Annotated in this window: 22 protein-coding genes; 8 read left to right on the forward strand and 14 right to left on the reverse strand. The window is 73.9% G+C overall.

Going from position 1 to position 24276, the window contains the following annotated elements; genetic code table 11:
• The first annotated feature begins 6 nt into the window (after window positions 1-6).
• Both ACIBG6_RS30055 and ACIBG6_RS30060 read left to right on the forward strand, forming a co-directional pair.
• Window positions 7-786 (forward strand): MBL fold metallo-hydrolase, encoded by a 780-nt coding sequence (locus tag ACIBG6_RS30055; RefSeq protein WP_399225834.1) that lies wholly within the window; start codon window positions 7-9, stop codon window positions 784-786.
• Window positions 783-1448, forward strand: coding sequence for a DedA family protein (locus ACIBG6_RS30060; RefSeq protein ID WP_399225835.1), 666 nt, complete (start codon window positions 783-785; stop codon window positions 1446-1448). The genes ACIBG6_RS30055 and ACIBG6_RS30060 overlap by 4 nt, the downstream gene beginning before the upstream one ends.
• Here the strand turns inward: ACIBG6_RS30060 and ACIBG6_RS30065 are convergent.
• The 3 genes from ACIBG6_RS30065 to ACIBG6_RS30075 form a co-directional block, all read right to left on the reverse strand.
• Window positions 1428-2498, reverse strand: coding sequence for an MBL fold metallo-hydrolase (locus tag ACIBG6_RS30065; protein ID WP_399225836.1), 1071 nt, complete (start codon window positions 2496-2498; stop codon window positions 1428-1430). The two genes, ACIBG6_RS30060 and ACIBG6_RS30065, sit on opposite strands and share 21 nt — an antisense overlap.
• A gap of 55 nt (window positions 2499-2553) precedes the next feature.
• Window positions 2554-3789 (reverse strand): aminotransferase class I/II-fold pyridoxal phosphate-dependent enzyme, encoded by a 1236-nt coding sequence (locus tag ACIBG6_RS30070; RefSeq protein WP_399225837.1) that lies wholly within the window; start codon window positions 3787-3789, stop codon window positions 2554-2556.
• 107 nt (window positions 3790-3896) lie between these two features.
• A complete protein-coding gene (locus ACIBG6_RS30075; protein WP_399225838.1) occupies window positions 3897-5114 on the reverse strand; it encodes a sulfite oxidase in 1218 nt (405 codons plus the stop codon).
• 263 nt (window positions 5115-5377) lie between these two features.
• Here ACIBG6_RS30075 and ACIBG6_RS30080 point away from each other — a divergent pair, with 263 nt between their 5' ends.
• Window positions 5378-5938 (forward strand): GNAT family N-acetyltransferase, encoded by a 561-nt coding sequence (locus ACIBG6_RS30080; RefSeq protein WP_399225839.1) that lies wholly within the window; start codon window positions 5378-5380, stop codon window positions 5936-5938.
• Between the two features lie 91 nt (window positions 5939-6029).
• Entirely contained in the window at window positions 6030-6866 is an 837-nt protein-coding gene (locus tag ACIBG6_RS30085; RefSeq protein ID WP_399225840.1) for a methyltransferase domain-containing protein, read from the forward strand.
• Window positions 6867-6890: 24 nt separating this feature from the next.
• Here the strand turns inward: ACIBG6_RS30085 and ACIBG6_RS30090 are convergent, their stop codons facing one another.
• Window positions 6891-8843: a DUF5107 domain-containing protein gene (locus tag ACIBG6_RS30090; protein ID WP_399225841.1), complete on the reverse strand. Its 1953-nt coding sequence runs from the start codon at window positions 8841-8843 to the stop codon at window positions 6891-6893.
• A gap of 176 nt (window positions 8844-9019) precedes the next feature.
• On the opposite strand from ACIBG6_RS30090, the gene ACIBG6_RS30095 reads away from it, so the two are divergent.
• Window positions 9020-9352, forward strand: coding sequence for a DUF6204 family protein (locus ACIBG6_RS30095; protein ID WP_399225842.1), 333 nt, complete (start codon window positions 9020-9022; stop codon window positions 9350-9352).
• 5 nt (window positions 9353-9357) lie between these two features.
• Here ACIBG6_RS30095 and ACIBG6_RS30100 read toward each other — a convergent pair whose 3' ends face one another.
• The 3 genes from ACIBG6_RS30100 to ACIBG6_RS30110 all read right to left on the reverse strand — a co-directional run bounded on the left by ACIBG6_RS30100 (window position 9358) and on the right by ACIBG6_RS30110 (window position 10706).
• Window positions 9358-9984, reverse strand: coding sequence for a GNAT family N-acetyltransferase (locus tag ACIBG6_RS30100; protein ID WP_399225843.1), 627 nt, complete (start codon window positions 9982-9984; stop codon window positions 9358-9360).
• Between the two features lie 120 nt (window positions 9985-10104).
• Window positions 10105-10455 (reverse strand): hypothetical protein, encoded by a 351-nt coding sequence (locus ACIBG6_RS30105; RefSeq protein ID WP_399225844.1) that lies wholly within the window; start codon window positions 10453-10455, stop codon window positions 10105-10107.
• Window positions 10452-10706, reverse strand: coding sequence for a DUF1049 domain-containing protein (locus ACIBG6_RS30110; protein ID WP_399225845.1), 255 nt, complete (start codon window positions 10704-10706; stop codon window positions 10452-10454). Before ACIBG6_RS30110 ends, ACIBG6_RS30105 begins: the two co-directional genes overlap by 4 nt.
• Window positions 10707-10920: 214 nt before the next feature.
• Here ACIBG6_RS30110 and ACIBG6_RS30115 point away from each other — a divergent pair, with 214 nt between their 5' ends.
• Both ACIBG6_RS30115 and ACIBG6_RS30120 read left to right on the forward strand, forming a co-directional pair.
• Window positions 10921-11697, forward strand: a complete 777-nt coding sequence (locus ACIBG6_RS30115; RefSeq protein WP_399225846.1) for a GntR family transcriptional regulator — start codon at window positions 10921-10923, stop codon at window positions 11695-11697.
• Between the two features lie 69 nt (window positions 11698-11766).
• Window positions 11767-12855, forward strand: coding sequence for an adenosine deaminase (locus tag ACIBG6_RS30120; RefSeq protein WP_399225847.1), 1089 nt, complete (start codon window positions 11767-11769; stop codon window positions 12853-12855).
• A 19-nt stretch (window positions 12856-12874) separates the two neighbouring features.
• Here ACIBG6_RS30120 and ACIBG6_RS30125 read toward each other — a convergent pair whose 3' ends face one another.
• From ACIBG6_RS30125 to ACIBG6_RS30150, 6 genes are all read right to left on the reverse strand, one after another.
• Complete coding sequence (locus ACIBG6_RS30125; RefSeq protein ID WP_399226086.1) at window positions 12875-14623, reverse strand: CocE/NonD family hydrolase; 1749 nt, start codon at window positions 14621-14623, stop codon at window positions 12875-12877.
• A 215-nt stretch (window positions 14624-14838) separates the two neighbouring features.
• Window positions 14839-15792 (reverse strand): LD-carboxypeptidase, encoded by a 954-nt coding sequence (locus ACIBG6_RS30130; protein WP_399225848.1) that lies wholly within the window; start codon window positions 15790-15792, stop codon window positions 14839-14841.
• Window positions 15789-17804, reverse strand: a complete 2016-nt coding sequence (locus tag ACIBG6_RS30135; protein WP_399225849.1) for a prolyl oligopeptidase family serine peptidase — start codon at window positions 17802-17804, stop codon at window positions 15789-15791. The genes ACIBG6_RS30130 and ACIBG6_RS30135 overlap by 4 nt, the downstream gene beginning before the upstream one ends.
• Window positions 17805-17831: 27 nt before the next feature.
• The gene (locus ACIBG6_RS30140; RefSeq protein ID WP_399225850.1) at window positions 17832-19166 is read right to left on the reverse strand and encodes a M20/M25/M40 family metallo-hydrolase; all 1335 of its coding nucleotides are present in this window, start codon (window positions 19164-19166) and stop codon (window positions 17832-17834) included.
• The gene (locus tag ACIBG6_RS30145; protein ID WP_329620362.1) at window positions 19159-19992 is read right to left on the reverse strand and encodes a M55 family metallopeptidase; all 834 of its coding nucleotides are present in this window, start codon (window positions 19990-19992) and stop codon (window positions 19159-19161) included. The genes ACIBG6_RS30140 and ACIBG6_RS30145 overlap by 8 nt, the downstream gene beginning before the upstream one ends.
• A gap of 96 nt (window positions 19993-20088) precedes the next feature.
• Window positions 20089-21849: a hypothetical protein gene (locus tag ACIBG6_RS30150; RefSeq protein ID WP_399225851.1), complete on the reverse strand. Its 1761-nt coding sequence runs from the start codon at window positions 21847-21849 to the stop codon at window positions 20089-20091.
• Window positions 21850-22027: 178 nt separating this feature from the next.
• Here ACIBG6_RS30150 and ACIBG6_RS30155 point away from each other — a divergent pair, with 178 nt between their 5' ends.
• Window positions 22028-23206 carry a hypothetical protein gene (locus ACIBG6_RS30155; protein WP_399225852.1) on the forward strand — a complete coding sequence of 393 codons (1179 nt, stop codon included), beginning with the start codon at window positions 22028-22030 and terminating at the stop codon, window positions 23204-23206.
• A 286-nt stretch (window positions 23207-23492) separates the two neighbouring features.
• Here ACIBG6_RS30155 and ACIBG6_RS30160 read toward each other — a convergent pair whose 3' ends face one another.
• Window positions 23493-24272: a hypothetical protein gene (locus ACIBG6_RS30160; RefSeq protein WP_399225853.1), complete on the reverse strand. Its 780-nt coding sequence runs from the start codon at window positions 24270-24272 to the stop codon at window positions 23493-23495.
• Window positions 24273-24276 lie beyond the last annotated feature (4 nt).

Raw genomic sequence — 24276 nt, forward strand, 5'->3', positions numbered from 1 at the left:
GGCGGCATGCCGGTGGAGGTCACCTGGTGGGGTCACGCGACCTGCACGGTCGAGGACTCCGGGGTCCGCTTCCTCACCGACCCGCTGTTCACCCGCCGGCTCGCGCACCTGCGGCGCCGGCGCGGCGCCCTGCCGCCGCCCGAGGCCGCCCGCGCCGAGGTCGTCCTCGTCTCGCACCTGCACGCCGACCATCTGCACCTGCCGTCGCTGGCCCGGCTCGCGCCCGGGACGCGGATCCTCGTGCCGCGCGGCGCGCCCGCCGCCGTACCGGGGCTGCGGAGGCTCGACGGGAACGGGCTGCGGCTGACCGAGGTGGAGCCGGGCGACACGGTGACGGTCGAGGGCGTGACGGTACGGGCCGTGCCGGCGCTCCACGACGGGCGGCGGCTGCCGGTCGGACCGCACCGCTCCCCCGCGCTCGGGTACGTCGTCGAGGGCGAGGCGCGGACGTACTTCGCCGGGGACACCGGTCTCTTCGACGGGATGGCGGAGGCGGTGGGTCCGGTGGACGTGGCGCTGCTGCCGGTGGGCGGCTGGGGCCCGTACCTCGGGCACGGCCACCTCGACGCGGGCCGCGCGGCGCAGGCGCTCGCCGCGCTGTCGCCCGCGGCCGCGGTGCCCGTGCACTACGGCACGTACTGGCCGATCGGGCTCGACGGGGTCCGGCCGCACGAGTTCCACGCGCCGGGGGACGAGTTCGTCCGCCAGGCGGCACGGCTCGCGCCGAAGGTGGCGGTGCACCTGCTGGCCCACGGCGAGCGGGTGCGGCCGGAGGTCGCGCGGTGATAGACAGCCTCGCCGGAATCGCCGGGGCGGTGCGCGAGCTGCCGCCCGAGTCGACACAGCAGGCGGTCGGCTACCCCTCGCTGTTCCTGCTCGTGGCGCTGGGCGCGCTGGTGCCGGTCGTGCCGACGGGCGCCATCGTCAGTTCGGCGGCGGTGGTCGCCTTCCACCAGTCCTCGCCGCTGTCGCTGCTCTTCGTCTTCCTGGTGGCGGCGTTCGCCGCGTTCCTGGGGGACATCGCGCTGTACTGGCTCGGGCAGCGCGGGGTCCGGTCCCGCAACGGCTCGCGGTGGCTGGCCGCGCTGCGGAGCCGGGCGACGCCGGAGCGGACCGCGCAGGCGCAGGAGCGGCTCGACACCCATCAGGTGTCGGTGCTCGTGCTGTCCCGGCTTGTGCCGGCGGGGCGGATCCCGGTGATGCTGGCGTGCCTGCTCGCGAAGATGCCGCTGCGGCGGTTCGCGCGGGGGGACGTGGTGGCGTGCCTCGCGTGGGCGGCGACGTACCAGCTGATCGGGATCCTGGGCGGTTCGCTCTTCCCGGAGCCGTGGCAGGGCGTCGTGGCGGCGGTGGGTCTGACGGTGCTGTTCAGCGCGCTGCCGTCGCTGTGGCGGCGGGTGCGGGGATCTCGAAGGGTGGCGGGCTCCTCAGGGAGCCAGCACCCGTGAGGCGCCGACCGGGAGGTCCCACAGGTCCTCGCGGGGCAGCCCCGCCTTCTCCCAGGCGGCCCTGACCCGGGTGAGGGGTTCCAGGACGGGTTCGGAGGACAGGACGAAGGTGGCCCAGTGCATGGGGGCCATCCGCCGTGCCCCCAGGTCCTGGTGGGCGCGGACGGCCTCTTCCGGGTCCGTGTGGACGTCGCTGAGCCACCAGCGGGGGTCGTAGGCGCCGATCGGGAGCAGGGACAGGTCGATGCCGGGGAAGCGGCGGCCGATCTCGGCGAACCAGTGGCCGTAGCCGGTGTCCCCCGCGAAGTGGACGCGGCGCCCCGACGGGTCGGTGAGCACCCAGCCGCCCCACAGGGAGCGGCAGGTGTCCAGGAGGGTGCGCTTGGACCAGTGGTGGGCGGGGACGAAGTCGAAGCGCACGCCGTCGAGTTCGGCCGCCTCCCACCAGTCGAGTTCGGTCACGCGGCCGAACCCGCGGCGGGCGAACCAGCGTCCGAGCCCTGCCGGGACGAACACGGGGGTGCGCCGGGGCAGTCGCCTGAGGGTGGGGGCGTCGAGGTGGTCGAAGTGGTTGTGGCTGATGACGACGGCGTCGACGGGCGGCAGGTCCTCCCAGCGGACGCCGACCGGGGTGAGCCGGGCGGGGGTGCCGAAGATCCGGCGGGACCAGACGGGGTCGGTGAGGACGGTGAGTCCGCCGAGGCGCAGGATCCAACTGGCGTGCCCCGCCCAGGTGACGGCGAGCGTGTCGGGTCCGGCGGACGGCAGCGGCCCCGGCTCGAAGGGGAGCAGGGGGATGTCCCGGAGGCCTTCGCGGCGGGGTCGCACGGCGCCCTCGCGGGCCAGCCGCGCCATGGCGCGGACGCCGGGGAGGGGGGCGGTGAGCCGGTCGACGAAGGTCCGGGGCCAGTCCGCGCGCAGCCGGCCGATCGGCTGGAGTACGGACGTGGGGGCGGGGGCCGGGAGTTGAGCGGGGGCATGGGCCGCGGGGGCGTCGGAGGGGGACGGGGCCTCGGTGGCCCGGGCGGGGTGTGCCGTCCGTTCGGTCATCTGCGGGCTCCGTCCTGCGCGGCTCGTACGGGGTGGGCGGGGTGGCCGGGATGGTTCACCGGAGTTCCTCCAGGGCTCCTCCGAAGTCCGTCAACGCGCGTGCGACATGCGGGAGTTCCTCGGGGTTCCGGGATCCGAGGGTCTCGGCGCGCTCGTCGTCGGTGGCGCCCAGGAACATGTCGGTGCCGAACCGGGCGCGCAGGGCGCCGAGTTCGTCCCCGAAGCGGTGGCCGCCGGGGACGGGGGCGCCGAGTCGCGCGGTGAGGTGGCTCTCCAGCTCCAGGGAGTCGGTGACGCCGCGGGCGGCGAGTCCCGACCTCAGCCTGCCGAGGTCCACGTAGAGATGGCGTCCCGCCTGCGGGGGCCTGGAGAGGGCTCCGGCGTCGCGGGCGGTGCGGTGCGCGGCGGCGGCGAGCCGGCCGTGGACGGTCGCGGCGCGCCGGGCCCGTACGGTCACGTCCTCGGGTTCGTCGAGGGCGTGCGCGGCGGCCGGGGCGACGGGGCCCGGGACGACGGCGCCGATCGCGGTGAGGACGTCCAGGACGCGGGCCCTGCGGTCGGTCCAGCGGTCGGCGCGGGACGGGTCGGTGGGCGGGAAGCGGGCGACGGCGCAGGGCCAGGCGGCCGGGGTGAGGGGCGCGCCGCCGAGGTCACTGAGGACGGTGACGTCGTCCGGGCACATCTCGGCGGGGCTGAGCAGCACGGTGTCGTGCGGGTGGTGGAGGGTGTCGCGCCAGGTCTCGTCGCTGATGACGTGGAGGCCCTCGGCGACGGCGGCCTCGCAGGCCTCGCGGACGATCTCGGGCGGGGCGACGGTGGCGGTGGGGTCGTCGGCGACGGAGAGCAGCAGGACCCGGGGGTCGCCGCCCTCGGCGCGGACCCGCCGGACGGTCTCCAGGAGGGCGTACGGGTCGGGGACGCCGCCGCATTCGGCGGGGGTGGGTACGTGGTAGGCGGGGCGGCCGAGGAGGCGGGCCTGCGGGGTCCACCAGGCGGGGCAGGGGCGGGGCAGCAGGACGTCGCCGCCGTGCGCGGCGATCAGGGCGAGGAGGAGGGCGGGGGCGCCGGGGGCCGCGACCACGTCCTCGGCGTGCGTCCGCAGGCCGCGGCGCCACCAGTAGCCGGCCGCCGCCTCCCGCAGGACGGGGCCGCCGCCGGGCGGCTCGGGGGTGGTCCGGCCGGCCGCGGCCGCGAGGAGGGCGGCGAGTCCGGGGAGGACGGGCAGGCCCGCGTCGGGCGCGGGAGGGCCGTAGCGCACCGGGCCTCGACCTTCCGGAGCCGTGTGGTGCATGTCCCGTACCTCCTGAGCGCACGGGGGCACCGGGAACGGCACCCCCGAGCCCTTTATACGAAGATCCGGGCGGTTCCGCCGCTCCAGCAGGCGCTTGGTACGACGTTTCAGGCGACGGTGACCGGGTGGCGTACCACCGCGTCGAAGAGGTATCCCTGGGTGTTGTGGACGGCCCGCTCGGGCTGGGTGTTGCCGGCGGCGTCGGTCGTACGGGACAGCAGGGTGACCGGCCCGGTGCGGTGAGGGCGCCACGGCGCGGTCCAGCGGACCCAGCCGTCACGCCTCGGGGTGTCGAGGAGCCGGGCCCGCCGCCAGTGGGTCCCGCCGTCGGTGGAGACCTCCACCGAGCGGACGGGCGCGTGGGCGGACCAGGCGCGCCCGGTGAGCCGGTGGACGCGGTCGGCCTCCAGGGTGGCGCCGAAGGGGAGTTCGTACGCGGACTTGATCGTCTGGACGCTGATCGGGGCGCTGCCGCCGGACGGGTGGGCGGGCCCGAGGAGGCGGTACCAGTCCGTGGACCAGGGTGAGGACAGCGGGCGGGTGGAGACCTCGATGTCGCCGAGCCACTTGATGGAGGCGATGCCGACCCAGGAGGGCACGACGAGCCGGACCGGGTGGCCGTGGTCGTACGGGAGCGGTTCGCCGTTCATCTCGTACGCGAGGATCACGTCGTCGAAGGCCTTGGCGACCGGCAGCGGGCGGCGGACCCGGCCGAAGTCGACGCCGCCGGAGACGTACGGGTCGTCGAGGCCGCGCGGCTGGAGGGCGACGGCGTCGCGGGCGATCCCGGCGCGTCGCAGCACGTCGGAGAGGCGGACCCCGCGCCAGCGGGCCGCGCCGACGGCGCCGAGGCTCCAGGATGTGCCGGTGACGGGCTCGCCCTGCTGGCTGGTGTAGAGGCTGCGGCCGTTTCCGGCGCACTCGATCAGGGCCGTTCGGGTGACGGAGGGCAGGTCGCGGAGCTGACCGTAGGTGAAGTGGACGGGGCTGCGGCCGTGGAGTCCGTCGCCCCAGAGCGTGAGGCGCCAGTCGGCGGCGTCGAGGACGGGGGTGGAGGTGTGGTTGCGGACGAAGAAGCGGTCACTGGGGGTGAGGAGGCCGGTGTCCGCGAAGGCGTCGAACCGCGCCTCGGCGTTGGTGCCCCGGGCGGTGAACCACTCGGGCGGGAGCGCCTTGACGATGCCGGGCACGGCGGCCCCGGTCGCGGGTGCCGCGAGTGCGCGTGCGGGTGCGGCGGTGGCGAGCCCGCCGAGAGCGGAGACCGCGGGGGCCGCCGCGAGCAGCTTCAGCAGGGAGCGGCGGTCGGGCGCGGGCGAGTACGGCACGGGACTCCTCGACACGGGGGAAGGGGCGCCACCGGGCGGCGGCGGGCCGATCCTAGGGGCGGGGAAGGGGCGGGGAGCGTGCCTGGACGGTCCGTTCACGGGGCTGCAACACACGGGCGTGTCAGGCCGGGGGCTGCGCCCGGAAATACGGGGCGGCGCCGGTGAAGGCGGGAGTGACGCCCGTACATGCAGGGACGCCCGTACGCGGGAGTGGCGCCCGTAAATGCGGGGCGGACCACGGCCTTGCGGGCCGAGAATGCGGCATGACGACAGCGATACGAGAAGCGATTCCCGAGGACGCGGCGGCACTCGCCGCCGTACACGTCCTGTCCTGGCGGGCCGCCTACCGCGACCTGCTGCCCGGGCCGTACCTGGACGCCCTGGACCCGGAGGAACGGGCCGCCGTGTGGCACGCCCGCCTGACGGCGCAGGACCGGCCCACGGTGCTCCTGGCGACGGAGGCCGACGGGCGGGTGGTGGCCTTCTCCTGCTTCCGTGCCTGGCCCGACGGGGCCGAGCAGGCCGACGGGACCGCCGACGAGCCCGGCGCGCTCGACCCCGCCACCACCGCCGAGCTGGCGGCGCTGTACTCCCTCCCGGAGGTGTGGGGCACGGGCGTCGGACGGACTCTGCTCGCCGCGTCCACGGAGTCCCTCGCGGCAGCCGGGTTCCGTACCGCCGCCCTGTGGGTGCTCGCCGGGAACGCGCGGGGCCGGCGGTTCTACGAGGCGGCGGGCTGGCGGCCCGACGGCACGACCGTCCGCGACGTCACGGGCGGGCGGGAGCTGGAGGAACTCCGCTACCGGCGGGCGCTGTTCACCTAAGCCCATTGTCCACATCCCAAGACGCAGGTCTCACTATTCGGCGCGGGTGCGTACGGTGAAGGAACGCACCCACACCGAGGGAGTCGTTTCGATGACGCATGCCTCCGCCCCGTCCGCGGCCCACGAGACCGCCGTCTACACGCACGGCCACCACGAGTCCGTCCTGCGCTCGCACAGCTGGCGGACCGCCGCCAACTCCGCCGCCTACCTGCTGCCCGAGCTGCGCGCGGGGCTGGACGTGCTGGACGTGGGCTGCGGCCCCGGCACGATCACGGCCGATCTGGCCGCGCTGGTGGCGCCCGGCCGCGTGACCGCGGTCGACGCCGCCGAGGACGTCCTGGACAAGGCCCGCGCGGTCGCCGCCGAACGCGGCCTGGAGAACGTCGAGTTCGCCGTGGCGGACGTCCACGCCCTGGACTTCCCCGACGACTCCTTCGACGTCGTCCACGCCCACCAGGTGCTCCAGCACGTCGGCGATCCGGTCCAGGCGCTGCGCGAGATGCGGCGGGTGTGCCGGCCCGGCGGGGTCGTCGCGGCCCGTGACAGCGACTACGGAGCCTTCGCCTGGTTCCCCGAACGCCCGGCGCTGGACGGGTGGTTGGACCTGTACCACCGGGTCGCCCGGGCAAACGGCGGCGAACCGGACGCCGGGCGGCGCCTGTTCTCGTGGGCCCGGCAGGCCGGCTTCACCGACGTCACGACGACCGCCGGCACCTGGTGCTTCGCCACCCCGGAGGAGCGCGCCTGGTGGAGCGGCCTGTGGGCGGACCGGACGACCGCCTCGGTCTACGCCGAGCTGGCCGTGAAGGGCGGCCACGCGACCGCCGACGAGCTGACGGCGATCGGCGAGGCCTGGCGGGAGTGGGGCGAGCGGGAGGACGCCTGGTTCATGGTCCCGCACGGCGAGATCGTGTGCCGGGTGTCCTGACCGCCGGGCGCCCCGCCCCCTCGCTCAGCTCGGGCGCATCCTGAACTCGTAGGCGTACGGCAGCGGTTCGTCGGTGACCTCCGACCAGAGCTCGCCGAGGATCTCGGCGCCCTCGCGCAGGTCCGCGACCTCGAAGCCCGCGTCGAGGACGGCGCGGGCCTCGCCCGACCTGCCCTCGGCGAGGAGCAGTCGGACCTCCAGGAGCCGGAAGGCACCCCTCCCCCGGACCTCGTCCGGCAGTCGCGCCCATGTCTCGCGCGCCCGGCCGGTCCGTCCGGCGGCGAGCAGCGCGACGATCGTCTCGCGGCCGAGTGCGGCGGCCACCACGACGTCCTCGGCCGCCCGGTCGGCGTGGTCGGTGAAGGCCTCGGCGAACCGTTCGGCGGCGCGTGCCGGGTGTCCGTCCTCCCGGTCGGCGACGGCGAGGCAGTAGAGCAGCGGCCAGCGCACGGCGGCCGCGCTCAGTCCGCGTTCCCAGCTCCGTACCGCCTGGGCGCGGTCTCCGGCGTGCCACTGGGCGATGCCGAGGTGGTACTCGGTGGAGGGGTCCGCCGGGGCGGTCTCCAGCATGTCCCGCCAGGGCGCCGAGACCAGCGGCGCGCCGGGCGCGGCACCCTTCTCGGGGACCGGCAGGACTCCGGTGTGCAGCAGCTCCCGCCAGGGTTCCTGCTCCGGTCCGAGCGTCGACTCGGGGAAGGGGGTCCCGGGCAACTCGTAGTGGCCGCGCATCACTTCGAGGGCACCCCAGCCGGAGCCGACGGCGAGGACGGTCTCCGGCTCGGCATCGGCGGCCCGCTCCCGCCACGCCGTGTACGCCGCGTCGAACCCGGCGCGCGGAAGCACCCCGGCGAGGCCGCTCTCGACGGCCTCCCGGGCCGCGCGCCAGTCGTCGCCGAGCACCGCGGCGGGATCGGCGGCGAGCGGTCCGTACGCCTCCAGCCAGCTGAACTCCCCGCCGCCCGGCAGCTCCAGGTGCTCCAGCTGGGTGCGGGCGAGACCGGCCTGGATCTCGGCGTACCCGGGGGTGCCGGGCTCGGTGAGCCACTCCTGCCAGCGCCGGCCGCCGCGCTCACGGCCCCACAGGAAGAGCTTGCGGCCGCGCAGCGGATCGGTGGAGGTCTGGACGAGGCCGGTGCCGTCGGCGTCGAGGGCGGCGATCCAGCGGCGCTGCCCGTCGGGCAGGTCGTAGAACCAGTCGGCCGCGTGGTCGCCGTTCAGCGGGTACGAGCGGTCGGTGCCGTCCGCGGTGACGGGGACGGACAGGTGGCGCAGCCCGCGCTCGTAGCCGTGGTGCCAGGCCGAGTCGGCGGGGGCGATGACGCGGCGGTCCTCCGGTACGGCGGTGTTGGACCACCAGTAGACGGGGGCGGGCCGCTCGTGGGGATTGCGGACGCGGACGCCGACATGGAGGAAGTCGGAGTCCTCCGGGAGCCACAGGTCGACCTGGAAGGGCAGGTCCCGCAGGCGCTCCCACTCCCACAGGCGGAGCATCGGCCCGCCGTCGGGCGCGCGGACGACCGCCGCGTGCAGGGGCGAGCAGGAGAGGGTGGTGTGGCCGGTGGCTCCGATGTTCCATTCGATGCCGCCGGAGAACCAGGCGCCGTTGAGGGCGAAGGCCGCCGGCTGGAACACCGGGTTGCGGTAGAGGAGTTCGCGGCCGGTGGGCTTGTGGTGCAGGGAGTGGACGCGGCCGCCGAGGCCGGGGAGCACGGTGGCCCGGAGCCGGTCGTTCTCGATCACGATCGCGTCGAGCTCGGCGGGGGTGCGGTCGCGCCCGTAGCCGTCCCGTACGGGGGCGGGCAGCAGGCTGCGCAGGGGTGCGCGTCCGATGCCCCGGGCCATGTCACGCGGGAGTTCCGCGAGGGTCTGCTCGTCGACCGCGTGCGTCCCGTGGTGGGTCCGCAGGGCGGGCAGGGGGTTGTCCGGGCCCAACGGGGCCGCGGGCAGCGTCAGTACGGCACGTCGCACGGTCGTCATCCACCCATGGAACACGCCGGGGCCCGTCCTGACCAGGGGCTCTCGCGCCATGCTTCGACGGAGCGGGCACACGGGGGCGCCCGGATATTCCGGGCGGCGCGGGTGCCGGTCGCCGTACTGTGGAGGGTCGGCGCCGGCACGGCGACCGGGCGGACAGCGCGACAGGAGTACGAGGAATGGGCACCCAGCACACCTACCGGGTCATCGTGCGCGGCACGTTCGACGGTCTGTCGGAGGAGAGCCGGACCCGGCTGCTCGCCGAGGTGGACGCGCACGGGCTGACCGCGATGCAGTTCACGGAGGAGGGTTCGCTCGCCTACGACCGGACGCTGAGGCAGTTCTCGTACCGCCTGGTCGTCGTCTCCGACGCGGCGGACGGCGACGAGATGGCGGGCGCGCTGGCGGAGGACCGGGTGGAGACCGCGCTCAAGGAGCTCGGTCACGGATACAAGGCGCTGCGCTCGGCCGTGACGGACCTCGACACGATGAAGATCAACTACAAGCGCTGACCGGGCTACGCGACTACCGGGCGCGGGTGCTCCGGGTACTCCGGGTGCTCCGGGTGCTCCGGGTGCTCCGGCGCGGTGATCGCCCAGCGCTCGTGGTCCCGCCAGGCTCCGTCGATGAACAGCATCGCGGGCGAGAAGCCCTCCAGGCGGAAGCCCGCGCGGCGGACGAGCGCGCGGGAGGCGGTGTTGCCGGGCTGGATGTTCGCCTCAAGGCGGTGCAGCTCCAGGGGCCCGAAGGCGTACGCCAGGAGCAGCCCGAGGGCCTCGGTGAACAGTCCGCGTCCGGCGGCGTGCGTGAAGGCTCCGTAGCCGAGGGCGCCGCTGCGGAAGGCGCCGCGGACGATGTTGTTGATGTTGACGAAGCCGGCGATCCGGCCACCGCCGGCGTGCTCGGTGCCGTCGGCGTGCTCGGTGTGCTCGCACACCAGGAACCCGGCGCGCGCCGGGTCCTCGATGAGCACGCCCGCGTAGCCGGCGTACGCCTCGGGGGTGCACGGCGGGAACAGCCAGGGCCGGTGGAGCTCCCGGCTCTCGCGGGCGCGGGCGGTGAATTCCTCCGCGTCGTCCGGAGAGAAGGGGCGCAGGCCCACACGGGGCCCGGCGGCGAGGAAACGGCCGAGATCGTCGGGCATGGACCAAGCGTAGGGCTCACCCCGACCGGACCGCTCGCCCGTCCGGACCGCTCGCCCGGACGGGCCACCCGCCCGGCGCACCCGCCCGGACGTCCCCACGCCTGAGCCCACCCCCGCCGGTCAGCGGCGGGCGGTGCGGACGCGGGGCGGGCAGGTCTCACCCTTGCGTACGACCCCGATCGTGACCGCGGTCCGCCGGTCGAGGACCGTGGCGGCCGCCGGGTACTGCGTGCACACCAGCCAGTTCGGCGGCCACAGCACCCGCCGGTCCCTTCCGCTCGCGTCGTGGACGTCGAGGCGGGTGCGCCGGTCGAGCCGGGTGAAGACCCGCCACAACCGCACGCCCAGGAGGTCCGGCATGGCCCGTGTCCCGGCGCCCTCGCCCGGTACGGCGGGTTCCTCGGCCGAGGAGACGGCGACGGCCGCGAGCGCGAGGACGGCGGTCGCGCCCACGACGGCGGCCCGCTTCACCTCTGCCTCCGGCCCGCGACGTAGGAGCCGCAGGCGGCACCGAGGACGGCGGTCGCGAGGAGCGCCAGATAGAGCGGCATGGACACCTCGGGGATCAGGATGCGGATCCTGACCTCCCGGGTGTTCTCGAAGATGAAGACCAGCGTGAGGACCGCGACCGCCGTCATCGCGATCCGGCCCGGGGTGAAGGCTCCGCTGAACCGGGACGTGCCGCCCGTGCGGGACCCCCCTGCCGTGTCCTTGGGACTCATGCCCGGCCCTCTCCTCCGTCGTGCCGTCGGTGGTGCCCGTCGGTCGCACCCGGCCCGCGCCGCGGGACCAGCCGTGGGACCAGAATGGGGCGCGTGGAGCCTCACCGTGCGGGTGGGAGGAGCCGTACGGGTGACTTGTCAGACAACGTGGGCCGACTACGGTGGTCCTGGACACCGGCGGGAATCCAGACGGGAACCAGACGAGGAGGCGGCCGTGGCGGTCAGCGGACAGCGGCGGCGGCCGGTCGTGGCGCTGTACGAGCGGATCGCGGACGCCGTCCACGACGGCACCTACCCGCCCGGCTCGACGCTTCCCTCCGAGCCGAAGCTCGCCGCCGAACTGGGCGTGAGCCGGCCCGCCCTGCGCGAGGCGCTGCTGCTGCTCCAGGAGGACGGTCTCCTCACCGTGCGCCGCGGGGTCGGCCGGACCGTCAACGACCGTCCGCCGCGCAGGGGTTTCGAGCACATCCAGCCGCTGGAGGAGCTGATCGGCGCGGGCGGTCCGCTGCGCGTACGGGCGCTGCTGCGGACGGTGGAGGAGCCCACCGACTTCACGACGCAGCACCTGCTCGCCCCGGCCCGCGCCGAGCTGCGGTTCTGGGAGTCCGTGCTGACCGGGGAGGGTACGGCGGCGGCGCTGAGCCACGAGTGGGCGGCGGCCGACGAGGTGCTCGACCGGGTGCATCCCGAGTTCGCCCGCGCCCTGCGGGCGACGGAGCCGGACGCCCCCGCGCGAGGTGGCGGGCCCGGCCCGGCCGCCTCGATGCTCGCCGTCCTCGTCGGGGCCTCGCGCGAGACGGCCCTGAGCGCGCACAGCGGCATCACGGCGACCCTGCTCGGGCGGCGGCGCGGGGACCAGCTGGGCCGCCCGGCGGACACCCCGGCCGTCCTGGTCACGCAGGTCGTGCGGGTCGGGGAGACCCCGGTCCTGGCCGCCAAGCACATGCTGCCGACGGGCACCCCCGCGCTGCCGGTGCTCCAGTCGCACTGAACGGCCCGGGACCGGCCCGCACACGGCCGGCGCCGCACACCCCTCGGGCGTGGCGTACACTTCCCCGCCATGCACTTGTCTGACAACCCTGCCACGCCTGCCGCCGCCACCGTCTCCGAGTGGATCCGCCGGGCCCCCAAGGCCGTTCTCCACGACCACCTCGACGGCGGGCTGCGCCCCGCGACGATCGTCGAGCTGGCGCGGGAGTACGGCTACACCGCGCTGCCGACCGAGGACCCGGCCGAGCTCGCGGTGTGGTTCCGGGACGCCGCCGACTCCGGCTCGCTGGAGCGGTACCTGGAGACCTTCGCCCACACCTGCGCGGTGATGCAGACCCGCGAGGCGCTGACCCGCATCGCGGCCGAGTGCGCCGAGGACCTGGCGGCGGACGGTGTCGTCTACGCCGAGATCCGCTACGCCCCCGAGCAGCACCTGGAGGGCGGGCTGACCCTCGACGAGGTCGTCGAGGCGGTCAACGACGGATTCCGCGAGGGCGAGCGCCGCGCCGGCGGCCGGATCACCGTCCGTACGCTGCTCACGGGCATGCGGCACACGGACCGCTCCCTGGAGATCGCGCGGCTCACGGTCGCCCACCGGGAGAACGGCGTGGCGGGCTTCGACATAGCCGGCGGCGAGATCGGCAACCCGCCGGCCCGCCACCTTCCCGCGTTCCAGCACCTGAAGCGGGAGAACTGCCACTTCACGATCCACGCGGGCGAGGCCGTCGGCGCGGAGTCGATCCACGAGGCGGTGCAGGTCTGCGGCACGGAGCGGATCGGCCACGGCGTGCGGATCACGGACGACATCGCCGAGGACGGCACGCTGGGCGGGCTCGCCGCGTACGTCCGGGACAACCGCATCGCCCTGGAGGTCTGCCCGACCTCGAACCTCCAGACGGGCGCCGCGAAGGACTACGCCTCGCACCCGATCGACGAGCTGCGGCGCCTCGGCTTCCGGATCACGCTCAACACCGACAACCGCCTGGTCTCCGGCACCACCATGAGCGAGGAGTTCCAGCACATGGTGGACGCCTTCGGCTACGGCCCCGAGGTGTTCGAGGAGTTCACGGTCGCCGCCCTGGACGCCGCCTTCCTGCCGCTGCCGGAGCGGCAGCGGCTGATCGACGAGGTCGTCCGCCCCGGGTACGCCTCGCTCTAGGTCTGTCCGGCGGCGAGCCCTAGCCGACCCGGCCGGCGACGATCGGCAGCTCCAGCGTCCCCGTGTCGTCGGGGGCGCTGGTGACGACCACGGGCTTGATCCCCCGGTTGCCGAAGTAGGCCGAGTCGCTGGCCGCGATCACGAACTCCATGCGGTGACCGGTCTCGTATCGGTGCACGATGCCCGGCAGCTCGACCGTGAACGGGCGCGTGACGTCCGGCACCCGGACCGGCGCGACGAGCTTGTTCACCAAGGTCTTCTTGCCGTCCGGTGCGATGTCGTAGACCTTGGCGAAGAGCACCAGCTTGTCGGCGGCGTCCCCGGAGTTCTGGACGAGCTCCGCACTCGGGGACGTGACCTTGAGCGTGGCCTTCGGGGAGCCGACGACGTCGACCGGCGCGGACAGCGGCGCGCTCTTCCAGCCGAGGTAGGTGCCCTCGGTGTCGGAGAGCGGGGCGTCGGGGAGACCGATCATGCCGGCCAGCGAGACCTCGGAGTGGCTCGTCGGGATCAGCCAGTTGCTGTACCCCCGCAGGCCGAGGGCGACCTTGGAACGGTTGTCGACGAGTTTGCCGTCGCCGGAGAGGTACAGCTTCTGGCTGAGCGCGGGAACGGTGGCGGCGGTGCCGTAGCCGTCCTGCCAGTCGCGGTAGTACGCGAACTCGGCGCCGGTGTCCACGTTCCGGTCGCCCCGCAGGTGGCGGTCGAACCATGCGAGGATGCGCCGCCCGACGTAGCTCGTCTCCAGGTTGCCCTCCGCGAGGTCGAGTTCACCGTCGACGGGGTTCATGAGGCCGCCGCTGTGACCCCAGGACTGCCAGATCATCTTGGTCTCGACGCCGTGCGCTTCGAGTTTCTCGTACGTGTCCTGGGCCTCGTTGAGGTTGAAGAGGCTGTCGGTCTGGCCCTGGACGATCAGGGTCGGCGCCTTGACCCGGTCCAGGTACGAGACCGGGGACACGCTCCGGGCGTAGTCGAGCATCTTCTTCGTGCCGGCCGCCGGGAAGTCCCCGGAGTTCAGCAGCCGGACGGTGTCACAGGCGTCCGTGACGAAGTGCAGGCAGCTGATCGAGTTGACGCGGCTCGGGTCGAGCGAGGGCGAGAGCAGCATCTGGCCCTCCCCCATCAGGTAGAAGCCGTTGGCCCACTGCCACTTGAAGACGCCCGGGGTGGCGCGGTCGGCTCCGTTGGGGGCCAGGGCGTAGGCGAGGTCGTTCCAGGTGATGAGGGGGACGAGGGCGTCGAGCCGGGGATCGACGGAGGCGGCGGCGAGCTGGACGGCGCCGCCGTAGGAGCCGCCGATCATGCCGACCCGGGGGTCGCCCGCGCCGTCCTTGGTCACGAAGTCGACGCGGGTGCCGTCGTCGGCGGCGCGGGTGCCGGCGAGGAAGTCGACGAGCCGGGCGGCGGCCTGTCCGTCGATGCGCGGTTCGTCGAGCGAGATCAGGCAGCCGGACTTGCCGAAGCCGAGCCCGGAGTAGACGAGTCCGACGTAGCCGCGGGCGGCGAAGGCCTTGCCGAGGGCGTCGGTCTGGCCGTCCGCCTTGCTGCCGCCGAAGCCGTTGGTGGCCATGACGGCGGGCGCCGGACTCGCGGCGTCGACCCCGGCCGGCCGGTAGAGATCGGCCTCGACGGTGCAGGTGCGGCCGCCCGCGTCGACCGTGAACGTGAGCGGGGTGACGGTGTACGCGCCGGGTTCGGCCGCGCTCACCGGACCGGCGAGGGCGAGCGGTGCCACCAGCGCCGTACCGGCCATCAGGGCGAGCATCTTGCGGGATCTGGGCAGTGCACGGGACACGGAGACCTCCACGACGAGGACGCATGAGTGACCCACCGACTGCTTACCTACTGGTAAGTAAGTGGGTCGCGCCCATGTTGTGACACGTGTCAGTGCCTCGTCAACAGAGGCGACAGGGTTACTGACGGAGATTCAGTGAAGCTCGGGCCCCCGGCCGTTCACCTGTGCCGGGCCCGGTGGAGCCGTCAGACCAGGGCGGGCACGTCCAGCGTCAGCGCGCACGTCTCCGCGTCGAGGACCGCGGGCACTCCCAGCGGAACCGTCAGGGCCGTGCCGCTGTGGCCGAAGCCCAGCTCCTCCACCACGGGTATGCCGAGGCCGCCCAGCCGGTCGACGAGGACCGCCCGCACGTCCTCGTACGGGCCGCACTCCTCCCACGAGCCCAGGCCGACGCCCGCGACACCGTCCAGCCAGCCGGAACGCAGCAGCTGGGTGAGGATCCGGTCGAGCCGGTACGGCTCCTCCCCCACGTCCTCCAGGAGCAGCAGCCCCCCGCGCGCCGAGGCCCTGCCGTACGGGGTGCCGACGTCGGCGGCGAGCAGGCTGACGCAGCCGCCGAGCGTGACCCCGCGGGCGCGGCCGGGCACCAGCGGCCGCGCCGTCTCCAGACCGAGCGTCAGCACCTTCTCCGGCTCGAACAGCGTGGCCCGCAGGGACTCCTGGGTGCACGGGTCCGACAGGAAGGTGCCGGCGGCGACCATCGGTCCGTGGAGCGTGGCGAGCCCCGCCCGGACGGCGAACGCCTCGTGCAGGGCGGTGACATCGCTGTAGCCGACGAACACCTTGGGCCCGGCCGCCTTGATCGCCGGCCAGTCGACGAGGTCCACCATGCGCTGCACCCCGTAGCCGCCGCGCGCGCAGATCACGGCGGAGACGGACGGGTCGCACCAGGCGTCCGTCAGGTCGCGGGCCCTCGCCCGGTCCGCGCCCGCGAGGTAGCCGAGGGTCGGGTGGGCGTCGAGGACGTGCGGGGCGACCACCGGGTCCAGGTCCCAGCCGCGCAGGATGTCGAGCCCGGCCCGGAGGCGCTCCTCGGGTACGGGCCCGCTGGGGGCGACGACGGCGACCCGCGCCCCGGGGCGGAGGCGTGCGGCCCGGGTCAGCGGTTCGGCGGTGGCGTGCGGGACCTTCGGGGTCACGAGTGGAACTCCACATCGGGGACGTCTGTACGGGAGAGGCCGAAGGTCCGGACGTACAGGGCGAGTTCGGCCTCCAGGGCCCTGATCATCGTGTCTGCTCTGCGGAAGCCGTGCCCCTCTCCCTCGAAGGCGAGGTAGGCGTGGGGGACGCCGCGGCCGGCCATCCGGGCGAGGAAGCGCTCGGCCTGGGCGGGCGGGCAGATGACGTCGTCGAGTCCTTGGAGCAGCAGGAAGGGGGTGGTGATCCGGTCGACGTGCTCGATCGGTGAGCGTTCCTCGTAGCGGGCGGGGACGTCGTCGAGGGGGCCGATGAGGCCGTGGAGGTACTGGGACTCGAAGTCGTGGGTCTCGTCGGTGGCCCAGCCCAGCAGGTCGAGGATGGGGTAGATGATCGTGCCGCAGGCGTACACGTCGGTGGTGACGAGGGAGGCCGCGGAAGTCCAGCCGCCCGCGCTGCCTCCGCGCACCGCGAGCCGGGCGGGGTCGGCGGTGCCCTCGGCGGCGAGGGCCGAGGCGACGGCCGCGCAGTCCTCGACGTCGACGACGCCCCACTGCTCGCGCAGCCGTTCCCGGTACTCCCGGCCGTAGCCGGTCGAGCCGCCGTAGTTGACCTCGGCGACGCCGATCCCGCGCGAGGTGAAGTAGGCGATCTCCAGGTCGAGGACGAGCGGGGCGTGCCCGGTGGGCCCGCCGTGGGCCCAGATCACGTAGGGCGGCAGTTCGCCGGCGGGGCCGGTGAACCCGGGGTGGTGCGGCGGGTACACCTGCGCGTGGATCTCGCGTCCGCCGGGGCCGGTGAAGACGCGGATCCGCGGCTCGGGGTAGTACGCGGGGTCGACGGCGTCCGTGTGCGCGGCGCCGACGACGCGGGTGCGGCCGGTGCGGGTGTCGAGCTCGACGAGCTCGTAGGCGCTGCGCGGTCCCGCGGCGACTCCGACGACGCGGGTGCCGTGCGCGGCGAGGGTGGGGGCCCAGTCGGTCCAGGGTCCTGCGGCGTCGACGAGGGTGCCGCTGTCGGGGTCGAGTATCCCGAGGGCGGTGGTCCCCTTGCCGTGGACGACGGCGATCAGGCCGTTCCCGAGGGGCGTGAACCAGTTCAGCCCGATCTTCCAGAGCGGTCCTGCGAACTCCTCGTCGCGGGGGCAGAGCGCGCGGGGTTCGCCGACCTCGCCGGCCGCGTCGATCTCCGCCCGGTAGAGGTTCCACCAGCCGGTGCGGTCGCTCGCGAAGAGCAGTCGCCCGGCCGCGTCCCAGGCGACCTGCGCGATCGACTCGGCGGGGCCGCCGGCGACGGTCCGGGTGCCGTGGAAGGTGCCGTCGGGGGCGATGTCGGTGAGCTGGACCTCGGTGCCGTCCCAGGGCATGCGGGGGTGGTCCCAGGCGATCCAGGCCGCCCGGCGCCCGTCCGGGGAGAGGCGGGGCCCCGTGACGAACCGGTGCCGCCCGTCGGAGAGTTCACGCACGGCGCCGCGGTCCTCGGCGGCCGATCCGTCCAGCGGCACGGCGGCGAGGACCCGTCGGACGTCGGTCGGCGCGGGCCCGGTGAACTCCTCCAGGACGCACCACACCTCGCCGCGGTCCGGGAGGATCACCGGGTCGACCCAGCGCCGTCCGCCGCCGACCTCGGAGACGGGCGTGAGGGGCCGGGGCCCGGCGCCGGGTCCGGCCTCCGGCTCGTAGGCGTACAGGCGCTGGTCGGGGAAGTGGCTGAAGACCACGAGCGGTCCGCCGTGCGGCCGCTCGGTCGCGGCCCAGGGCTGTCCGCCGTACTCGATGACCCGGCTGCGGACGTTCCACGGGGCGGGGAGCACCGGCTCCTCGGTGCCGTCGGCGCGCCGCCGGACGAGGGCGCGCCTGCCACCCTCGGCGGGGCGGGGCGCGGTCCACCACAGCTCGTCGCCGACGGTGCCCACGTACTCGGGTCGCCCGTCGTGGGCGGCGGCGAGTGCGGCGTCGACGGGTGACGGCCAACTGCCGTGCGCGGCCGTGGTCGCGGTCGTGGACGTGGTCATCTCGGCTCCCCCTGTCACTGCGTTCTCCTAGGCGGACTTCATATAGTGGTCGAGCACGCGGACGCCGAAGTGCAGGGCGTCGACCGGGACCCGTTCGTCGACGCCGTGGAAGAGCGCCCCGTAGTCGAGCTCCGGTGGGAGTCGCAGCGGAGAGAAGCCGTAGCCGGTGATGCCCAGCCGGGAGAACTGTTTGGCGTCGGTGCCGCCGGACATGGTGAACGGCACGACGTGCCCGGTCGGGTCGAAGCGCTCGACGGCGGCCCGGAGCTTCGCGAAGGTCGGCGAGTCGACCGGGGCTTCCAGGGACACCTCGCGGTGGTGGAACTCCCACTCCACGTCGGGCCCGGTGAGCGCGTCCATGGTCGTGGCGAACTCCTCCTCGCCGCCGGGGAGGGTCCGTCCGTCGATGTAGGCGACGGCTTGGCCCGGGATGACGTTGACCTTGTAACCGGCCTTCAGCATCGTCGGGTTGGCGCTGTTGCGGACGGTCGGTGCGACGAGTGCGGCGGCGGGGCCGAGCTTGTCGAGGAGGAGGTCGACGTCGAGGTCGGGGGCGCCGGTGTCGACGTCGATGCCGTACAGCGCGGCGAGTTCGGTGAGGGCGGCGCGGACGGTGGTGGTGAGGCGCACCGGCCAGGTGTGCGCGCCGATCCGGGCGACGGCGGAGGCGAGGCGGGTGACGGCGTTGGCGGTGTTCACCTTGGAGCCGTGGCCCGCCTTGCCGTGGGCGGTCAGCTTGAGCCAGGCGGTGCCCCGCTCCCCCGCCGCGATCGGGTAGAGGGTCGTACCGGGCCGCGGGTGGAAGCTGAACGCGCCGGACTCGCTGATGCCTTCCGTGCAGCCCTCGAAGAGGTCGGCGTGACGGTCGGCCAGGAAGCCGGAGCCGTCGTCGGCGCTGGCCTCCTCGTCGGCGGTGTACGCCAGGACGATGTCGCGGCGCGGGCGGACGCCCTGACGGGCCCAGGAGCGCACGACGGCCAGGACCATCGCGTCCATGTTCTTCATGTCGACGGCGCCGCGCCCCCACACGAGCCCGTCGCGGACCTCCCCGGAGAAGGGGTGCACGGTCCATTCGGCGGGGTCGGCGGGGACGACGTCGAGATGGCCGTGGACGAGGAGCGCGTCGGCCGAGGGGTCGGTGCCGGGGATGCGCGCCACGACGTTGGTGCGGCCGGGGGTCCGCTCCAGGAGGGTGGGTGCGATCCCGGCGGCCGCGAGCCGCTCGGCGACGTACTCGGCGGCGGGGCGCTCACGGCAGTCGCCGCCGCCCCGGTTGGTGGTGTCGATGCGGATGAGCTCGGAGGTGAAGGTGACCACCTCGTCGAGCGCCGTCGTGTCCGGGCCCCGGACCTCCTCAGCCATACTGCTCCTCCACTGCGGCCGAGACGATGGTCGTGACCGCCTTGAACGTGCGAATTGCCTCGTACATCGTCTCCCCCGTGTAGGAGACGCGCCGCTCGCCGCTCCGCGCCACGCCGGGAACCACCGTGGCGGCCGCTCCGAGGTGGTCGGCGTCGAACTCCAGCTCCACCGTGAACGGTCCGCCGCGGACCGGCTCGTGCCGGACGGCGAGGGCGGTCGCGTCCTTCGCCGCCGCTCTGATGTCGGCGGCGGTCCTGGCCGGGGTGCGGCACACCGCCGCGTACCGCGAGACGTGGTCCTTGACGGCCACCTTGCGGGCCTCCGGCGCGTATCCGAGGGCGTCCTCGCAGGTCAGGTCGTCGCCGGTGACGAGCACGACGGGGACGCCGTACTCCGCCACCACATGGGCGTTGAGCAGGCCCTCGCTCGCCCGCTCGCCGTTCAGCCAGACACCCGTGATCGAGTTGGCGAGGTAGGTGTGCGCGAGGACCCCTTCGGTGCCGGCGCCCGTGTGGTAGCCGACGAAGGCGATCCCGTCGACGTCCCCGTGCTGCACGCCCTCGACCATCGACAGCGACTTGTGCCGGCCGGTGAGCATCTCGGCGCGCTCGTCGAGCCGCTCCAGGAGCAGGTTCCGCATGCTCCAGTGCGCTTCGTTGATCAGGACCTCGTCGGCGCCGCCGTCGAAGAAGCCGAGCACGGCCGCGTTCACATCGGACGTGAACATCGCGCGGCAGCGCTCCCACTGCGGGGTACCGGGCAGCACGTCGGCGGGCCAGGTCACCCCGGTCGCGCCCTCCATGTCGGCGCTGATGAGGATCTTCATGTCTGGCACCGTACGCGCCGCCCGGCGGCCCTACCACCCCTGTGGATAACCGCCGTTGGAGTGGACCAATGACGGTCACCGGGACGGCGGTACGGATCATCCGCGCAGTTCCGGATACCCCCTCGGGTCGTCCTCTGCCAGGCGGCTCAGGGCTGTGGCGGCCCGCTCCTCGGGAGGGGCGCCGTCGTCGGGCAGCCGCCACAGGAACTGGCGGGGCTCTCCCTCCGCCGCGCTCCGGCCCCCGTCCCCGAGCGGCGGCCCGGTGAAGGTGACGAGGGTCGTGTCCGGCTCGCGGAAGTCCGTGCTGATCCACCCCTTCCGGAGGCCCCAGCGGGTGAGGAGGTCCGGTCGGTCGCGCAGCCCGGCGGCGATCAGCCGGGCGGTGAGCCGGGCCGGCCAGGTCCAGCCGTGATCGTGCTCGACGCGCGCGATCTCGGCGTCGTACGCGGCGGCGTCGAAGCGGTAGGCGGGGAGGTCCGGCCGCCCGGCCGGTCCGCCCGGCCGCCGCCAGTCGCTCCACACGACGTGCTCGCCCTCGCGGCGCACGGTCACGTACAGGGCGCCGCAGCAGCCCTCGGTGCAGTACGCCTCGGCGAGCCGCACCTCCCGGGGTTCGGGCGTCGCCCGCAGGGCGCCGCTGTCGAGGAGCCCCTCGGGGGACAGCCCCGGCCCCGGGCCGAAGGCCTCCGGCACCAGGGGGCGCCCGTCGATCAGGAAGCGGGTCTCGACGACGTCCGGGTCGCCGGGGTCGGCGACGGCCACCTCGATCCGGAACCGGGGCGCGTCCGCCGGAGCGGCGCGCAGCTGCCGTGCCGTACGGCGGATCCAGTCGGCGCGGCGCCGTCCGTCCGCGTCGGCCGGGGCTTCCCCGTGCCACGCCGCCGTGTCCAGGAGGGTGCGGTGGATCGCCTCGCGTCGACCGGGCGGCCAGGGGAGGAGGTACGAGGCGCCGCTGTGCAGGTCGAGGGCGAGCGTGAGCAGCCGGGCCCGGTGGTCCACGTCCCGGGGCAGCCGGTGGACGTGGGCGGCCACCGTCTCGTACAGGTGGACGGCTGCTCCGTACCGGAGGATCTCGGCGTGGTAGTCCAGGCTGCTGGTCATCCGCGCGAGGAGGCGCACGGCCCGCGCGAGGAGGCCGGGGTGGTCCGGTTCCGCCCGGAGCAGACCGACGAGGTCGACGGCCTCGGTCACCCGCCGGGCGACCTCGGGGCCCCTCACCTCCGTGGGGAGCTTCAGTAGCCGGTCGGACACGGCCGCCCGGTCCCCGCCGGCCAGGGCCTCGACGAGGCCGCGCAGTTCCTCGCCCTGGGTGCGGTGGATCAGCCACACCAGGGCGGCTGCCGGCGGGTCCAGGGGGGCGAGGGTCGCGTCGACGGGGTGGACGAGACCGTCGAGCAGGCCGAGGACGCGCAGGTACGGGATGTCCTCGGGCTCCGCGAGTCGGCTCAGGAGGCCGAGCCCGGCGGATACGCCCGGGACGGTCGTTCCGGTCCGGACGAGGTGCCGGGCGAACGATCGGGCCAGGGCGCGGGCGGCGGGTTCGTCAGGCGGTTCGATCGCCGCCGCGGCGGCGAAGACGGTCTGTTCACGGACGACGCCCGTCGTGGCGAGCGCGCGTTCCGCCTCGTCGGCGGCCCGTGCGGGGTCGGGGGCGTCGAGGAGCGGGAGCAGGATGTCGGTGACGGCGGCCAAGGCCTCGCGGTAACCAAGGCCGGGACGCCTGCGGCCCCGCCGTGCGGTGTCGGGGAGGGGGTGTCCGCCCTGGGGCGGCGGCCCGTCGGGGTCGCTGTCGCACAGGCCCTTGGCGTACGCGTACAGGGAGGGGGCGAGCGTCGGGCGCTCGTGCGGGGCGCTCATCGCGCGGGGTGGAGCTCGATTCCGTAGGTCATGGGAGCATGCTGCCTTCCGGGCCGCCCGACCCGCCATCGAATTAACAGGCGTCTCAACGATGGCTCGAATAGGGCGAAATATCGTCAACGTGTGCGTATAGGCTGTCGGCCGCAGTTGTCGCACCCGACCTTCCGGAGAGCTCTCGGTGACCATCGCCATCACCCCGTCCGACACGTCCGCCGAAGAGCGCGAGGTCGCCCCCGCGGCGATCTCGGAGCCCGAGTTCTGGGTGCCGTCGGCACCGGAGCCGGACGCCCCGCAGTCGGAGGACCCGCACTCGGAGGCCCCCGAGGTCGAGGACGAGGAGCCGGAGCCGGTGTCGCCCGACGCGCACGACCCCGTCGTCGTCCGCGACGCGCAGGACTTCGGGATCTACGCGCGGACCGGCGGCTGGGCCTTCGCGCTGAAGGTCGCGCGGAGCGTGCGCCCCGGCGGCCAGCCCGCCGAGGGCACGGCCGCCACGAAGGTCTCGGCGAAGGCCTTCGCCGCACTCGCGGGGTGCTCGCCCGACCGGGTCATGCGCTACTACAAGGCCTGGGACATGGCGGCCGACGACGGCCTGGTCCCGCAGTTCGAGGTCCTGGTGCCCGGCGAGGACGTCGAGCTGCCCGACGCGGACGTCTGGCTCTCGTACTACACCTCCCGCAACAGCGCGTCGTCCGTGCGCGGCCAGGCGATCAGCGCCGCGGCCGAGGCGGAGGGCATCCGGCCGACGAAGGCCCTGGAGGTCGCCGAGAACCCGACGGCGCTGCGGGCCGCGATCCTCGCCGACCCGGGGACGGCCGAGGCGGCGAGCGGCGCGCTCCTCGACCGGATGAAGGAGGACCCGGCCCTCCAGACGGAGATGGCCCGGGCCTTCGCGCGCACCGACGACCTGAAGAAGGCGGTGGCGAGCGAGGCGAAGGCGGCCGACCGCATCGGGTACGTGCGGCAGATCGTCGAGAACGGCCAGATCAAGACCCCGGCCGGGCAGACGGTGGAGGCGCCGGCCGAGCTGCGCGCCGAGGCGGAGCGTCACCTGTCGCTCATCGACGAGCTCGACGACTCCGAGGAGGCGGGCGAGTGGGCCGGTGAGGCGTACGACGCGGTGAAGGGCCTGGTCGCCCGGGCCGTCGAGGAGGACCCGACGCTGCGGGTCCAGGAGCGGCGCACCAAGTTCTACAACAGCCTGCAGAAGGCGACGAAGGTCTTCGAGGAGCTGACGCTGGACGAGGTGATGGAGGAGGACATCTACGAGGCGGACATGCTCCAGCGCCTCGAAGCCCTCCAGGACGCGATCGGCAGCTGCATCAGCGCACTGCGCAAGGCGACGACCGCCTCCTGAGGACCGCCTCCAAAACGGAGAAAGAGGGAGCCCCGACCGATGTCTCAGTCGGGGCTCTCGAACTGCCTCGAGTGTGGCCGGGCCGGGATGACCGGCCCGGCCACACTCCTGGTGAGCGTCGAGCCGGCGGCCTGCCGCCGGGCTCAGTGGGGGCTCGTCCGGATGGCCCGGAAATCCGGCCGCCAGATCCTCGGCCGCGGAGCACCCGCAAGGCGAGTGACTCGGTCTGCCGGTCGGCTCCCCCGATCCTGGCCGGCGCTCACCGCTGGTCGGATCACCGGAAGGCTCAGTGCGGTAGATCGTCGCCGAATACTGGCGGCGGTAGTTGCGGCGCATCAGCAAGCCCAGCGCGCTCCAGCCAACACGCAACCTCATCACCGTGGGCTCCGAGCCTCGTCGCGCGAGCGACGACCTCAGCCGCTTGAAGGTCCTGTCCCCCGTCACGGCAGATCAATTGCAGCGGCCACACGGGGAATCCGCCTGGACCGCTGTCGAACGCTACCCAGTTCCATGGCGCCGCGTACCTCCACATTCGGCCCTCAGAGTCGGCTACTTCGTCACCGTCCTGAAGGAACGCATAGGGACGGTGGACCAGTTTCGATTGAATTGGCTCGCCGCCGTCCGGATCCACAGTGAAGCCGATCTCCTCAGAGGAAGGTGAAATCCGTACACCGTGGGCGACGAGAGAAACGTAGACGCGCGGCCGGGGAAGCCAGCCGACATCCAGAGGGTCCGAAAATTCAGCGACGTGAACAACGTACGCGACCATCTCAGGAACACCGACTTCGCAAACATTCTGACGCTCTAGCGAATCGCTCGGTGAAGTCACTCGGAAAGGCTCGTTCTGCCAGTCGGGAGCATCCGGGGTGCGCGGGATGGCACGCAACCCGTTCCATTCCATCAGTGAATCCGGGTCAACTTCATTCCACGGCCATCGAACCGACACATACCGAGGAGACACATCCGAGACCACAACCTCGCGGGAAGGGCACCTGAGAGACACGATGTCCCCTGTACGGACATGAGCAAGCGCATCAGCGCTGCCACGATCGAGGGCTTCACCCATGGGG

The sequence above is a fragment of the Streptomyces sp. NPDC050842 genome (genome assembly GCF_044456565.1).
GTDB lineage: Bacteria > Actinomycetota > Actinomycetes > Streptomycetales > Streptomycetaceae > Streptomyces.

Coding starts and splice junctions, on each gene's coding strand:
- ACIBG6_RS30055 (WP_399225834.1), top strand. CDS start 7: ATGCCGGTGGAGGTCACCTGGTGGGGTCACGCGACCTGCACGGTCGAG.
- ACIBG6_RS30065 (WP_399225836.1), bottom strand. CDS start 2,498: ATGACCGAACGGACGGCACACCCCGCCCGGGCCACCGAGGCCCCGTCC.
- ACIBG6_RS30070 (WP_399225837.1), bottom strand. CDS start 3,789: ATGCACCACACGGCTCCGGAAGGTCGAGGCCCGGTGCGCTACGGCCCT.
- ACIBG6_RS30080 (WP_399225839.1), top strand. CDS start 5,378: ATGACGACAGCGATACGAGAAGCGATTCCCGAGGACGCGGCGGCACTC.
- ACIBG6_RS30085 (WP_399225840.1), top strand. CDS start 6,030: ATGACGCATGCCTCCGCCCCGTCCGCGGCCCACGAGACCGCCGTCTAC.
- ACIBG6_RS30090 (WP_399225841.1), bottom strand. CDS start 8,843: ATGACGACCGTGCGACGTGCCGTACTGACGCTGCCCGCGGCCCCGTTG.
- ACIBG6_RS30095 (WP_399225842.1), top strand. CDS start 9,020: ATGGGCACCCAGCACACCTACCGGGTCATCGTGCGCGGCACGTTCGAC.
- ACIBG6_RS30100 (WP_399225843.1), bottom strand. CDS start 9,984: ATGCCCGACGATCTCGGCCGTTTCCTCGCCGCCGGGCCCCGTGTGGGC.
- ACIBG6_RS30110 (WP_399225845.1), bottom strand. CDS start 10,706: ATGAGTCCCAAGGACACGGCAGGGGGGTCCCGCACGGGCGGCACGTCC.
- ACIBG6_RS30120 (WP_399225847.1), top strand. CDS start 11,767: ATGCACTTGTCTGACAACCCTGCCACGCCTGCCGCCGCCACCGTCTCC.
- ACIBG6_RS30125 (WP_399226086.1), bottom strand. CDS start 14,623: ATGCTCGCCCTGATGGCCGGTACGGCGCTGGTGGCACCGCTCGCCCTC.
- ACIBG6_RS30135 (WP_399225849.1), bottom strand. CDS start 17,804: ATGACCACGTCCACGACCGCGACCACGGCCGCGCACGGCAGTTGGCCG.
- ACIBG6_RS30140 (WP_399225850.1), bottom strand. CDS start 19,166: ATGGCTGAGGAGGTCCGGGGCCCGGACACGACGGCGCTCGACGAGGTG.
- ACIBG6_RS30145 (WP_329620362.1), bottom strand. CDS start 19,992: ATGAAGATCCTCATCAGCGCCGACATGGAGGGCGCGACCGGGGTGACC.
- ACIBG6_RS30150 (WP_399225851.1), bottom strand. CDS start 21,849: ATGAGCGCCCCGCACGAGCGCCCGACGCTCGCCCCCTCCCTGTACGCG.
- ACIBG6_RS30160 (WP_399225853.1), bottom strand. CDS start 24,272: ATGGGTGAAGCCCTCGATCGTGGCAGCGCTGATGCGCTTGCTCATGTC.